The following is a 12,857-nucleotide window of genomic DNA, read 5'->3' on the forward strand; positions in this document are numbered from 1 at the left end:
ATAGTTGTAGTTGTTCAGCGGCTACGGCCCTGAACTGCAAGGTGGTTAATTATTGCGTGACCCAGGCGGTGCACCTCAATGACAATTGGCGCCTTTGCTCTGGCCGAAATGGTCGGGGATGTCACGGTGGAGAGTGGTGGATGCCAGGTTTACCCCCGGTTGGTCAGATGCCCGACCCGTTGTTGATCGCCGAAGTGCACGATGCCTTTGGGGTTATTCAAGTGGTCGAAATGGGCGCTTACCGTTTTCTTGAGTTCGGTGAGGCGATCGAGCAGAGCTGCGTCTACATGCCCGACCCAAGCTGGCTGGAGTACGACTACACCCGCGCGATGCTGCTTGGCGCCTTGTGCCATGAGCATCCGGAAACTGCGTTGTTTCTTGGCTTGGGTGCCGGCAACCTGACCCAGGCGTGTCTGAAGTTTTTGCCGCTGGATGATGTTGAGGTGATCGAGCTGCGCGCCGATGTGCCGCGCCTGGCCATGGAGCATATGGGCCTGGAGGACGATCCGCGGCTGACGATTCGCATTGGTGATGCCCTGGAATTGCTGGAAAGCGCGGAAAAGACCGACCTGCTGTTCGTCGACCTGTATACCGATCACGGTCCGGCGACTGGGCATTTGGCCTGGCGTTTTCTGGAAAACTGCCAGAAGCAACTCAACCCCGGCGGTTGGCTGATTATCAATCAGTGGGCCGGTAGCGACGGTAAGCCATTGGGCGCACCGCTGCTGCGCGGCCTCTATCATCGGCATTACTGGGAGTGTCCGGTGAAGGAGGGCAACGTGGTGTTGCTGGTGCCGGCCGATATGGACCAGCAGCTAGACGTTGACGAGCTGCTGCGGCGCAATGCATTGCTGGCGCCGCAGTTTGGTTATTCGCTGGAATCGTTGATTAAGGCGGTGCGTCCGGCGACCTGATTAGGCACGCGGATACCTGGGTCAGCGCCCCTTAAAGTCGCCGGGACGGCGCTCGAGCATGGCGTTTATGCCTTCCTGGGCATCCTCGCTGGCCATCAGTCGGGTCACGGTGGGGTGCAAGCTGGCGGTCGCGGCGGCCTGACCTTCGACCACGGCCTGGCGGGCCGAGGCCAGTGTGGCTTGCACGCCCAGCGGGGCTTGCGCGGCAATGCGCTCGGCGAGCCAGAGCGCTTTGGGCAGTAATTCCTCACTGGCCAGCACTTCTTGAATAAGCCCTAGCCGATAGGCTTCATGGGCATCGAATTCATCGCCCGTCAGCAGCCAACGCATGGCGTTTCCCCAGCCGGCTGTTTGGTGCATGCGCAGGGTCGCGCCGCCAAACGGGAAAATGCCGCGTTGCACCTCCATCTGCGCAAAGCGGGTGTTGCTCGCGCACAGGTTAATGTCCGAGGCCAGCATCAGCTCGATGCCGATGGTGAAGCAGTAGCCTTGCGCGGCGACGATCACCGGTTTGCTCACCCGTAGCCCGCCGAACACGCCCCACGGGTCGCAGCCGTCTTCAGGGATCTTCCAGCCAGCAGCAAACTGCGCTGCCACATTGGCCAGGTCCAGGCCGGCGGTGAAGTGCTCGCCGTGAGCAAAGACCAGCGCCACCCGCGCCTCGCTATCGCGCTCGAACTCACCATAAGCCCGGCACATGTCATCAAGCATGGGCAGGTCAAAGGCGTTGCGTTTGCTCGCTCGGTCCAGGCCGATCAGCATGATCTGGCCGCGTTTTTCACGGCTGACACGGCCGCTGGTGCTTGAAGTCATGATCGGGAGTCCTTGTGCGCAGGGTGAGTGGGCTTAGGCTTGAGGTTGTTGCAGCGTTGCTGTTTGAGGCTATCAGAGGATGGCTGAATGGCACGTTATAGGCGTTATGTATGCTTTTTTTATGGTTGGGCTGATGAAAAACAGGCACATCGGCCAGGTTTTCCGGTATAGTGCGCGCCGGTCAATTCTTGGCCACGTTCAGGTAGTACAGCTCGCCCGGAGGTTAACTTCGGCAGTTAGTCCGTTTTGCGGACTATCCTTGACGATTCATTTATCACACGTTTTCGCAAATCCCCGCCGACATGGCTGCCAGGGTGACTTTCGGGTCTTACACGGCATGCGTAGCTTTGGAATATGGGTCTTTGCGGATGCACTTGAGGCAGACCCATGACCCAGGAAATCGGCGGCTTCGCCGCTCTCGATCTACACCCCAATGTTCTCGCTGCGGTAATTGCCACTGGCTATGAAGAGCCTTCGGCTATTCAGATTCAAGCAATTCCAGTAATCCTCGCCGGCCACGACATGATCGGCCAGGCGCAGACCGGTACCGGTAAAACCGCTGCCTTCGCCCTGCCAATCCTCAGCCGTATCGACCCGGCCAAGCGTCAGCCACAAGCGCTGATCCTCGCGCCGACCCGTGAGCTGGCCTTGCAGGTTGCCACCGCGTTTGAAACCTATGCCAAGCAAATGCCGGGCGTTAATGTCATCGCCGTATACGGCGGTGCACCGATGGGCCCGCAGCTGAAAGCCATCCGTAATGGCGCACAGATTGTTGTCGCCACGCCGGGTCGTCTGGTTGACCACCTGCGTCGTGACGAGAAAGTGCTGTCGACCATTCAGCACCTGGTCCTCGACGAAGCTGACGAGATGCTCAAGCTGGGCTTTATGGATGACCTTGAAGTCATCTTCAAGGCCATGCCGGAAAGCCGTCAGAGCGTGCTGTTCTCCGCCACGCTGCCGCATTCGATCCGTGCCATCGCTGAAAAGCACCTGCGTGACCCTAAGCACGTCAAGATCGAAACCAAAACTCAGACCGTAACTGCCATTGAGCAGGTGCACCTGATGGTTCACGCCGACCAAAAGCACGCCGCTGTACTGCGTCTGCTGGAAGTCGAAGAATTCGACGCGCTGATCGGTTTCGTGCGCACCAAGCAAGCCACCCTGGATCTGGCCGCCGCGCTGGAAGCCAAGGGCTACAAGGCTGCTGCCCTGAACGGCGACATCGCGCAGAATCAGCGTGAGCGTGTGATCGACTCGCTGAAAGATGGCCGTCTGGACATCGTGATCGCCACCGACGTGGCCGCTCGCGGCCTCGACGTACCGCGCATCACCCACGTGATGAACGTGGACATGCCATACGACCCAGAGTCCTATGTACACCGTATTGGCCGTACCGGCCGTGCTGGCCGTACCGGTCGTGCGCTGCTGCTGGTCACCCCACGTGAGCGCCGCATGCTGCAGGTAATTGAGCGTGTAACTGGCCAGAAGGTTGGTGAAGTTAAATTGCCGGACGCCCAGCAAGTGCTGGACGCGCGCATCAAGAAGCTGACCAACAGCCTGGCGCCGCTGGTGGCTGATGCTGAAGCCAGCCACGGTGAGCTGCTGGATCGCCTGACTGCTGACATCGGTTGCAGCCCGCGTGCGTTGGCTGCGGCCCTGCTGCGCAAGGCCACCAATGGTCAAGCGCTGACCCTGGCTGAAGTTCAGCGTGACCAGCCGTTGGTACCGGGTAGTGGTGGTGCTCCGCGTGAGCGTAGCGAGCGCAGTGAGCGTCCTGATCGTGAAGGCGGCCGTGAGCGTCGTGCCCCAGTACCGTTGAGTGAAGGTAAGGCGCGTTGCCGTACTGCGCTGGGCGCGCGCGACGGTATCGCCGCGAAGAACCTGCTCGGTGCCATCCTTAATGAAGGCGACTTGGCCCGTGAAGACATCGGCCGCATCCAGGTGCGCGAGAGCTTCAGCCTGGTCGAGCTACCGGAAGAAGGTCTTGATCGTCTGCTGGGCAAGCTGAAAGACACCCGCGTGGGTGGCAAGCCGCTCAAGCTGCGTCGTTATCGTGAAGATTAATGCTTCGTTGAGTCAAAAAAGCCCCGCCTAGTGCGGGGCTTTTTTATGCGCATCGATTTTTTTACCTTGCTGAGCATCGGCTTTGCCGTGAGTGGTTGGTTAGGGCACTGTTTGCCGCTTGGTCTTTTCGGTCGCTTTGCGGCAGGATCCACAGTTGAATACTTACAGGGGGGCGGTATGCACGCAGAGTTCTGGCAAGCGCGTTGGTCGCGCAGTGAAATCGGCTTCCACTTATCTGAGGTCAACCCCTATCTGCAGCGTTATTGGCCGGCGCTAGGTTTGCTTGAGGGCGCTCGGGTGCTGGTGCCGTTGTGTGGCAAGAGCCTGGATTTGGCCTGGTTGGCTGGGCAGGGTTATCAGGTTACGGGGGTTGAGCTGGCGCAGCGCGCGGTCGAGGACTTCTTCGCGGAGCATGAGCTGCAGCCGGTGATAAGTGAAGTGGGGGCTTTCAGGCATTACCAGGCTGGTAATGTGGAGATTTATTGTGGTGATTTCTTTGCCCTGACGGCGCAGCAGCTTGCTGGCTGTGTTGCCCTTTATGACCGTGCCGCATTAATCGCCCTGCCTGAACCGATGCGCGAGCGCTATGTGGCGCACTTGACACAAATTCTGCCCGCCGGTTGTCAGGGCCTATTGGTTACGCTGGACTATGATCAGGCGCAAATGGAGGGGCCGCCCTTTGCGGTGGCAGATGACGAGGTGCAACGCTTGTTTGCGGCCAATTGGCAGCTGCAGGGCTTAGCCAGTGCCGATGTGCTGGGCGAAAACTGGAGATTTCTCAAGCGCGGCTTGGAGCGCCTCGAGGAGCGGGTGTATCAACTGCGCAGGCAGTAAATCGTTGCTCGAAAAAAGGCGACCCGAGGGTCGCCTTTTTCATTGCTGTCGAGCTTAGCCGCGCTGGCGCAGGGCTTCGATACGCTCTTCCAGTGGCGGGTGGGTCATCAGCAGGCCAGCCAGGCCGTTCTTGAGGCCACCGTTGATACCGAAGGCCATCATGCTGTTTGGCATATTGACTGGCACTTCCTGTTCGGCGCGTAGGCGCTGCAGGGCGGCGATCATGGCGCCAGTGCCCGCTAGGCGTGCACCGGCGTCGTCAGCTTTGAATTCGCGCTTACGCGAGAACCACATGACGATGATGCTGGCCAGAATGCCGAGTACCAGTTCAGCGAAGATGGTCGCCACGAAGTAGCCAATGCCCGGGCCGTCTTCGTTTTTCAGGATCACTTTATCGACAAAGTTGCCGAAGATCCGTGCAAAGAACATCACAAAGGTGTTTACCACGCCCTGGATCAACGCCAGGGTGACCATGTCGCCGTTGGCTACGTGACCAATTTCGTGGGCCAGAACAGCGCGCACTTCATCGGGCGAGAAGCGTTCCAGCAAGCCTTGGCTAACCGCTACCAGCGCATCGTTTTTGTTCCAGCCGGTGGCAAAGGCGTTGGATTCGAAGGCTGGGAAAATGCCGACTTCCGGCATCTTGATCCCGGCTTCGCGGGACAGCTCTTCCACGGTCTGCAGCAGCCATTGTTCATGACGGGTGCGCGGTTGGGTGATGATTTCGGTCTTGGTGCTCATCTTCGCCATCCATTTGGACAGGAAGAGCGAGACCAGCGAGCCGGCAAAACCGAATACGCCGCAGAAAATCAGCAAGCTGCCGTAATTCTGCCCGGTAAAGCGGTCAACCCCGAGTAATTTCAAGGTGATACTGGCAATGATCAACACCGCAATGTTGGTGGCCAGGAACAGCATAATGCGCATCATGGTGTATTGAGACTCCTCATGGGAAATACCTATTAGGTCGCTGGAAAGCCTTGCTCTGGCTGCTTTGCCTGGCTTTCCAACGGCCTGCTAATTAGTTATGTCGGCTATATAAGGGCGCGCCCCCTGCCACTTCAACCCGGCGACTATTTCAAACTATGTCGCTTGCGCCATTAAGCGTGCTTTCGAACAGCAAGCGGGTGAGGCGGGCGACGCGTTCGCCGTGGCGTTGCTCCAGTGCTTCACGCAGTTGAAACGCCAGGGTGGCATGTACGCGGCGCACGCTGGGTGGCAGGGCGTTGCCTGCTGGCAGTGCATGGGGTACGCCGCGTGTTAGGCGTAAAAAGCCCTTTTCGCTGAGTACGGCCTGGTCCAAGGCATCGTAGCCAATGGTTGAGTCGAAGCGGATGTAGCCTTCTTCAGCCAACCACAGCAGCGCGCCCAGACAGCTTTGATGACGCGGTGTGGGCAGGCCGAATTCGTCGGGTTCTTCCCGGCCGATCAGGTCTTCGACATACAGCGCGGCTTTGCTCGGAAATGCCTGATACAGCGTCAGCATGCCGGCGGCCGCATCCTTGTAAAAGTCGTCGATCTGCAGGTCCATGGGCTTACTGCTGGTAGGTTTTAAGGAAGTTGCCGATACGGCCAATGGCCATTTCCAGCTCATCCACGCGCGGCAGGGTCACTACGCGGAAGTGATCCGGCCACGGCCAGTTGAACGCGGTGCCCTGGACGATCAGCAGTTTTTCCGAGAGCAGCAGGTCGAGAACGAATTTCTCATCGTTATGGATCGGGCAGATTTTCGGATCAATCTTCGGGAAGGCATACAGCGCGCCCATAGGTTTGACGCAGCTTACGCCTGGAATGTCGTTGAGCAGCTCCCAGGTGCGGTTGCGCTGCTCCAGCAGGCGGCCTTGTGGCAGGACTAGATCATTGATGCTCTGGTAGCCGCCCAATGCAGTCTGGATCGCATGCTGGCTCGGCACGTTGGCGCACAGGCGCATGTTGGCGAGGATGTCGATGCCTTCGATGTAGCTCTGTGCACGGTGCTTGGGCCCGGAGATCGCCACCCAGCCAGAACGGAAGCCGGCTACGCGGTAGGATTTCGACAGGCCATTGAAGGTCAGGCAGAGCACGTCTGGGGCCAGCGAGGCGGTGGAGATGTGCTGGGCTTCGTCGTAGAGGATCTTGTCGTAGATCTCGTCAGAGAACAGCACTAGGTTGTGCTGGCGCGCCAGTTCGACGATATCCATCAGCACTTCTTTGGAGTACACCGCACCGGTGGGGTTGTTCGGGTTGATCAGCACCAAGGCCTTGGTGTTCGGGGTGATCTTGGCCTTCATGTCGGCGATATCGGGGAACCAGCCGGCTTGTTCGTCGCACAGGTAATGCACCGGTTTGCCGCCAGCCAGGGCCACGGCGGCGGTCCACAGCGGGTAATCCGGGGCCGGGATCAGCACTTCATCGCCGTTGTTCAAGAGCGCCTGCATGGCCATCACGATCAGCTCGGAGACGCCGTTGCCGAGGTAGATGTCCTCGATGCCAACGCCTTCTACCTGCTTTTGCTGGTAGTACTGCATCACCGCCTTGCGCGCACTGAACAGGCCTTTGGAGTCGCTGTAGCCTTGTGCGGTCGGCAGGTTGCGGATCACGTCCTGCAAAATTTCCTCAGGCGCTTCGAAACCGAACGGCGCCGGGTTGCCGATGTTCAGCTTGAGGATGCGATGGCCTTCCTCCTCCAGGCGTTTGGCGTGCTTGAGCACCGGCCCGCGGATGTCGTAGCAGACGTTGGCGAGCTTGTTCGATTTGCTGAACTGCATGTAAGGAATCCCGAATGGTGAAACGCCGCTGAATTACCCTGCAAAAGACTCGAACTGGCGAGCCTTGGCAGCTTGTAACGCCGGTGACAGACTGGGGGCGAATGATACGTGCCAGCCCGACCTTGGCAAAGGTACTGGTTGGGCTTTTTTATGGCCTGTGTGCCATGACGGCCTGCATTCTGGCCGTTTGATGCGACTATTAAAAATCGCTCCCGGCGATTTTCTATTGAGGAGAGCTGCTGTGGAAAAGCTAGAAAAACCCCTAGAAGACTGGCGTGAAACGCTTTCCGAAGAGCAGTTCCACGTTTGCCGCCTAGGCGGCACTGAGCGCGCTTTTAGCGGCCAGTACCATGACAGCAAGGTGCCCGGTATTTACCACTGCGCCTGCTGCCAGGCCGAGCTGTTTGATTCGGATGCCAAATACGATTCCGGCAGCGGTTGGCCCAGTTACTTTCAGCCGGTCAGCAGTGAAGCGATCGCCAGTCTGGATGATTTCAGTCACGGCATGCACCGCATTGAGGTCAAGTGTGCCAAGTGTGACGCGCACCTTGGGCATGTCTTCCCGGATGGGCCGGCACCTACGGGGCTGCGTTATTGCATCAATTCGGCATCGCTCAAGCTGGTCGCTAAAGCCGGCGCCTGATCATCGTGCAGATAAACGATGCACCTATGGCCCGCTATCAGCGGGCCTTATTTTTAGCAATTAAATTGCATGCAATCTAATTGCTCGCTACCTTGCGTGCACACCCACTCATCAGGACGACCCGCATGAGCAACGCACTCTTCGATATTCCCGTTACCACCATCAAGGGCGAGCAAAAGACCCTGGCCGATTTCGGCGGTAAGGCCGTGCTGGTGGTTAATACCGCGAGCAAGTGCGGTTTCACCCCGCAGTACAAGGGCCTGGAAAACGTTTGGCAGCAGTACAAGGACCAGGGGTTGGTGGTGCTGGGCTTCCCTTGCAACCAGTTCGGTAAGCAGGAACCGGGCGATGAAGGTGCAATCAGCGAGTTCTGCGAGCTGAACTTCGGTGTGAGCTTCCCGCTGTTCAAAAAGGTCGACGTCAATGGCGATGATGCCCATCCCTTGTTCGTTAACCTGAAGAAGAGTGCCCCAGGTCTGCTCGGCAGCCAGGGCATCAAGTGGAACTTCACCAAGTTTCTACTGAGTGCCGACGGCCAAGTGATCAAGCGCTTTGCCCCCACCACCAAGCCTGAAGACCTGACTGCCGAGATCGAGGCGCTGCTGAAATGACCCCGATTAGCCTGCACGCAGAGGAAGGATTACAGCTGGATAATCAGCTGTGCTTCAAACTCTACGCGGCGTCGCGGGCGGTGATTCGCGCCTACAAACCGATGCTTGACCAGCTCGGCCTGACCTATCCGCAGTACCTGGCCATGCTGGTGTTGTGGGAATGGCAGCAGCAGCCACCGGCGTTGCCAACGGTTAAGGCGCTGGGTGAGCGCCTACTGCTTGACTCCGGCACGCTCACGCCGCTGCTCAAGCGCCTGGAGCTGCAAGGCTTGGTGCAACGCAAGCGTTCGGCCAGTGATGAGCGTGAGGTGCACCTGGCGTTGACGCCGGCTGGTTGCGGCTTGCGCGAGCAGGTGCTGCCGCTGAAAAGCCAGCTGCTGTGCGAGCGTGGTGTTGACCTTGATGCGCTCGCCGCGCTGCGTAGCCAGGTGGGTGTGTTGCTCGATCAGTTTATGGTGCTTAACCATTGATCGAGCAGGGCGGCGAGCTCATCCTTGCGGAAGGGTTTGGCCAGGTAGTCGTCCATGCCCGCCGCACGGCAGCGCTCACGCTCATCGGACAGGGCGTTGGCCGTCAGGGCGATGATGGGCAGGTCCGTGAATCCGGCTTTCTGGCGAATCCTGCGGGTGGTTTCATAGCCATCCATAACCGGCATGTTGCAGTCCATCAGGATCAAATCGACCGTCTGGGTTTCCAGTAGGCTCAGGGCTTCTGCGCCATGATGGGCCAGCAGTACGTCGTAACCCAGTTTGCCCAGCATGCCCTTGGCTACCAGCTGATTGACCGGATTATCTTCGACCAGCAATACGCGGGCCTGGCGGTTGCGTGGCAGCTCGCTGGGTTGTTCGAAGGTGGCTGCTTCACCTTGGCTGAGGGTGCGGCGCAAGGCCTGCAGCAGTGCCTGGCGTGACAAGGGGCGGGCGAGCTGTTCGATGGGCGCGAGTGCGGCCACCTGTTCGTTGCTGAGAAAGTTGCCATAGGCGCTGACCAGTAGAATCGGCAGGCCGGAGCGTGCGCGCAGCTCACTCAAGCGCTGCGGGCAATCGCTGATAAGCAAGTCAGCCTCAAGCCTGTCCAGGGCTGCGTCGGCGTCCAGATGTTGATACTGCAGCCCCCAGCTGGGCAATACGCTTGCCAGTTGTTCGCTAAGTCCGGAGTTGGCTGGGCTGAGCCCGAGAATGCGCCCATGCAGTTTTGGCGGGGTGACGCTGCTGCTTTGGGCGGGCAGCGGCAGTTCGACGCAGAAAGTACTGCCAAAGCCTTCCCGAGTTTCCAGGCTGAGGTGACCGTGCATCGCTTCGCAGAGGCGACGTGTCAGGGCCAGGCCGAGGCCGGTACCACCAAATTGTCGAGTGATGCCTACTTCGGCTTGGGCAAACGGATGGAAAATCCGTGTTTGAGCGTCTTCGGCGATGCCAATACCGGTGTCGCGCACAACGATCCTTACGCCGTCAGCCTGCGCCTTGACGCTGATGTCGACGCGGCCAACGCGGGTAAATTTCAGGGCGTTGGACAGCAAGTTGCTGACGATCTGCCTAACCCGGGTGGGGTCGCCCAGGACCTGGGTGGGCAACCGTGGGTCGATCAGGCAGGTCAGCTCAACACCTGGCGCGGCATTCTGCGAAAGCAGATTGGCGGTTTCTTCGACCATGCTGCCGAGATCAAAGGGGATGTGTTCGAGTTCCAGCTGGCCGGCCTCAAATTTCGACAGGTCGAGAATGTCGTTGAGCAGCTCGACCAGCACCTTGCCGGAGTTGTGGGCGATCGTAAGCTGTTGACGCTGTTCGTTGTTCAGTGGGCCATCCAGAGACAGCGCCAGCATGCCCAGTAAGCCGTTGAGCGGGGTGCGGATCTCGTGGCTCATATTGGCCAGGAAGGCCGAGCGGGCCTGGGCCATGTCCAGAGCCGTGCGCTTGGCGGCCTCCAGCTCGCGGTTGGAGTCGAGCAGGCGACTGTTGGCAGCTTCCAGTTGCTCGGTGCGCGCCGAGACCATGTCTTCCAGTTCGGCCAGGTAGCGGGTCAGGCGGTCTTCGGCGTGTTGACGTTGTTCTATTTCGCTGGCGATGCTAGCCAGTTGCCGATTGGTTACGTCGACCAGTACGCCAATTTCATCGCGCTCGTGGCCGGGTGGGTAGGGCAGTTTGCTGTGATGGGGGCTGCGCAAGTCACGCTCGCTGAGTGCGCGGATAAAACCGGTCAGCGGCTTGGTCAGCATGAAATAGAACAGTACCAGGAGGATCAGTGACAGCAGCAGGCTGCGGGCGAATCCGGTAAGCAGGGTCAGCAGAGAGCGGCGCAGGAAGTGGCTGCCAAATGCATAGGTGTCCACTTCAAGGCTCAGTAGCCCCAGCGCCTCGGTGGGCGAGTGGCTGACAAATAGCGCCGTCTCGAAGTGTCGGCGTGGGCCGAAGATAAAATCGCTGATTGCCCGGTAGCGGCTTTCCATCGCGGGCCGGCTGACGCGGGCGAGGGTTAGCTGGTTGTTATCGATGATTTGCGCGCTGATTACTGCGGGTGAGCGCAACAGGCCCAGCACCAATTCTTGGGCCAGCTCGGCGTCGATGTTGTAGGCGATACGTGCCGCAGGGTTATGGCTGATTTCCATCAGCGCATTAATCTCACGGTTGATGGAAGCATCTTCGCTGGCATAATCGATGCCCACTTGGAAAAAGCTGAGCGTCGTGCCGAGGATAAAGGCTACCAACACGGTCAAGCCGGCCTGTTTGAATGACAGGCGTTGGGTTAGCGCTATATCCATATGAGCCGGTTGTCTCGTGTTGAGTTGCTTGCCAAGCATAGCCCATCTGCTTTGCCAGTCGGCAGTGGTTAAGTCGCTCGAAAACCCTGGAGTGTGTTGTGGATTCGCGTTTAAGTGATTTTTTAGTGCGTGCCGATGCGGTGTTGGCCCGACTGGAGCCAATATTGCCGGCGCAGCGGCCGGTGATCGATTGGCAGCAGAGTCTGGCCGCACGTTGGCAGCACGACGGGCGCAGCGGCTTTCTAGCGCCCCTCAGGGTCAATCTGGATGTGCGCCTGGATGATTTGATCGGGGTGGATCGCCAGCGTGCCCAATTAGCGCGCAACACCCAGCAGTTTATTCAGGGGCTACCAGCCAACCATGCGTTGCTCTGGGGTGCCCGAGGCACCGGCAAGTCATCGTTGGTTCGCGCGCTGTTGGCTGAGCATGCGGCAGCAGGGCTGCGCTTGATTGAGATCGAACGTGATCATCTGGCTGACCTGCCGCGTATCGTCGAGCAGTTGAGCGAGTTGCCGCAGCGTTTTGTGCTGTTCTGCGATGATCTGTCATTCGAGGCGGGTGAGGGCGATTACCGCATGCTGAAAACCGTGCTCGACGGCTCCCTGGAGCGTGCGCCGGACAATGTGTTGCTGTACGCGACCTCCAACCGTCGGCATCTGGTACCGGAAAACCAGAGTGATAACGAAAACTGGCAGCGGGTGGATGGCGAGTTGCACCCCAATGAGGCCGTGGAGGACAAGATCGCATTGTCCGATCGCTTCGGGCTGTGGCTGTCCTTCTATCCATTTACTCAGGAGCACTTCCTTGACGTCGTGCGCCACTGGGTTGAGGTGCACGCTGCCCATGCTGGCCTGAGCTGGCAGTGGGATGAAGCGCTAGAGAAGGCAGCGATTCGCTGGGCACTGGGCCGCGGTAACCGCAACGGCCGCTGCGCTTATCAATTTGCCCGTGACTGGGTAGGACTGCAATTACTGAGTAAGACTGATGATTGAGCTACAACCAAGCGAGCAGGGGCTCGATGACTACCCGTTTCTTGCTGCGCAGCTACAGGCTCTACTGGCCGGTGAGCGTGACTTTATTGCCAATGCGGCGCAATTTTCTGCGTTTTTGTTCCAGCAAATTGGCGACCTGAATTGGGCCGGCTTCTACCTGGTGCGGGGCGAGGAACTGGTGCTCGGGCCTTTCCAGGGTAACGTGGCTTGCGTACGGATCCCCTTTGGTCGCGGTGTCTGCGGCGTCGCAGCGGCGAGCGGGAACACGCAGCGGGTCGACGATGTACATGCCTTTGCCGGGCATATCGCCTGCGACAGCGCCTCCAATAGCGAGTTGGTGGTACCGCTGTTCAAGGGCGAGCGGTTGTTTGCTGTGCTGGATCTCGACAGCCCATCGCTGGCGCGCTTTAGTGCGGCGGATCAGGCGGGTATCGAGCGCTTGGCAGAGGTATTTGTCGAACTCACCGATTGTTGAGTCGGCGCA

The 12,857-nt window shown here is 59.2% G+C and carries 13 protein-coding genes; 8 read left to right on the forward strand and 5 right to left on the reverse strand.

Annotation, left to right across the window (positions count from 1 at the left end):
- Positions 1 to 140 precede the first annotated feature (140 nt).
- Positions 141 to 914, forward strand: a complete 774-nt coding sequence (locus tag SOP97_RS15340) for a spermidine synthase (protein ID WP_274089420.1) — start codon at positions 141 to 143, stop codon at positions 912 to 914.
- Between the two features lie 21 nt (positions 915 to 935).
- Here the strand turns inward: SOP97_RS15340 and SOP97_RS15345 are convergent, their stop codons facing one another.
- Complete coding sequence (locus SOP97_RS15345) at positions 936 to 1,727, reverse strand: crotonase/enoyl-CoA hydratase family protein (RefSeq protein ID WP_322949998.1); 792 nt, start codon at positions 1,725 to 1,727, stop codon at positions 936 to 938.
- Between the two features lie 387 nt (positions 1,728 to 2,114).
- On the opposite strand from SOP97_RS15345, the gene SOP97_RS15350 reads away from it, so the two are divergent.
- Together SOP97_RS15350 and SOP97_RS15355 are read left to right on the forward strand one after the other, a co-directional pair.
- Positions 2,115 to 3,791, forward strand: coding sequence for a DEAD/DEAH box helicase (locus SOP97_RS15350; RefSeq protein WP_274089422.1), 1,677 nt, complete (start codon positions 2,115 to 2,117; stop codon positions 3,789 to 3,791).
- Between the two features lie 177 nt (positions 3,792 to 3,968).
- A complete protein-coding gene (locus SOP97_RS15355) occupies positions 3,969 to 4,625 on the forward strand; it encodes a thiopurine S-methyltransferase (protein ID WP_322950001.1) in 657 nt (218 codons plus the stop codon).
- 54 nt (positions 4,626 to 4,679) lie between these two features.
- Here the strand turns inward: SOP97_RS15355 and htpX are convergent, their stop codons facing one another.
- From htpX to SOP97_RS15370, 3 genes are all read right to left on the reverse strand, one after another.
- The gene (gene htpX, locus SOP97_RS15360; RefSeq protein ID WP_274089513.1) at positions 4,680 to 5,552 is read right to left on the reverse strand and encodes a protease HtpX; all 873 of its coding nucleotides are present in this window, start codon (positions 5,550 to 5,552) and stop codon (positions 4,680 to 4,682) included.
- A 148-nt stretch (positions 5,553 to 5,700) separates the two neighbouring features.
- Complete coding sequence (locus tag SOP97_RS15365; protein WP_322950003.1) at positions 5,701 to 6,153, reverse strand: hypothetical protein; 453 nt, start codon at positions 6,151 to 6,153, stop codon at positions 5,701 to 5,703.
- Between the two features lie 4 nt (positions 6,154 to 6,157).
- Entirely contained in the window at positions 6,158 to 7,369 is a 1,212-nt protein-coding gene (locus SOP97_RS15370) for a pyridoxal phosphate-dependent aminotransferase (RefSeq protein WP_274089515.1), read from the reverse strand.
- A gap of 241 nt (positions 7,370 to 7,610) precedes the next feature.
- Between SOP97_RS15370 and msrB the strand changes: the two genes are divergently transcribed.
- The 3 genes from msrB (at position 7,611) to SOP97_RS15385 (ending at position 9,093) form a co-directional block, all read left to right on the forward strand.
- Positions 7,611 to 8,012: a peptide-methionine (R)-S-oxide reductase MsrB gene (gene msrB, locus SOP97_RS15375; RefSeq protein WP_322950005.1), complete on the forward strand. Its 402-nt coding sequence runs from the start codon at positions 7,611 to 7,613 to the stop codon at positions 8,010 to 8,012.
- Between the two features lie 125 nt (positions 8,013 to 8,137).
- Positions 8,138 to 8,623 carry a glutathione peroxidase gene (locus SOP97_RS15380; RefSeq protein WP_274089517.1) on the forward strand — a complete coding sequence of 162 codons (486 nt, stop codon included), beginning with the start codon at positions 8,138 to 8,140 and terminating at the stop codon, positions 8,621 to 8,623.
- The gene (locus tag SOP97_RS15385) at positions 8,620 to 9,093 is read left to right on the forward strand and encodes a MarR family winged helix-turn-helix transcriptional regulator (protein ID WP_274089518.1); all 474 of its coding nucleotides are present in this window, start codon (positions 8,620 to 8,622) and stop codon (positions 9,091 to 9,093) included. Before SOP97_RS15380 ends, SOP97_RS15385 begins: the two co-directional genes overlap by 4 nt.
- Here the strand turns inward: SOP97_RS15385 and SOP97_RS15390 are convergent.
- Positions 9,069 to 11,381, reverse strand: coding sequence for a hybrid sensor histidine kinase/response regulator (locus SOP97_RS15390; RefSeq protein ID WP_274089519.1), 2,313 nt, complete (start codon positions 11,379 to 11,381; stop codon positions 9,069 to 9,071). The two genes, SOP97_RS15385 and SOP97_RS15390, sit on opposite strands and share 25 nt — an antisense overlap.
- A 98-nt stretch (positions 11,382 to 11,479) precedes the next feature.
- Here SOP97_RS15390 and SOP97_RS15395 point away from each other — a divergent pair, with 98 nt between their 5' ends.
- Together SOP97_RS15395 and SOP97_RS15400 are read left to right on the forward strand one after the other, a co-directional pair.
- Positions 11,480 to 12,373, forward strand: coding sequence for an ATP-binding protein (locus SOP97_RS15395; protein ID WP_322950008.1), 894 nt, complete (start codon positions 11,480 to 11,482; stop codon positions 12,371 to 12,373).
- Entirely contained in the window at positions 12,366 to 12,848 is a 483-nt protein-coding gene (locus tag SOP97_RS15400; protein ID WP_322950010.1) for a GAF domain-containing protein, read from the forward strand. Before SOP97_RS15395 ends, SOP97_RS15400 begins: the two co-directional genes overlap by 8 nt.
- Positions 12,849 to 12,857 lie beyond the last annotated feature (9 nt).

The organism is Pseudomonas spirodelae, assembly GCF_034653255.1.
In the GTDB taxonomy this organism is placed as follows: domain Bacteria; phylum Pseudomonadota; class Gammaproteobacteria; order Pseudomonadales; family Pseudomonadaceae; genus Aquipseudomonas; species Aquipseudomonas spirodelae.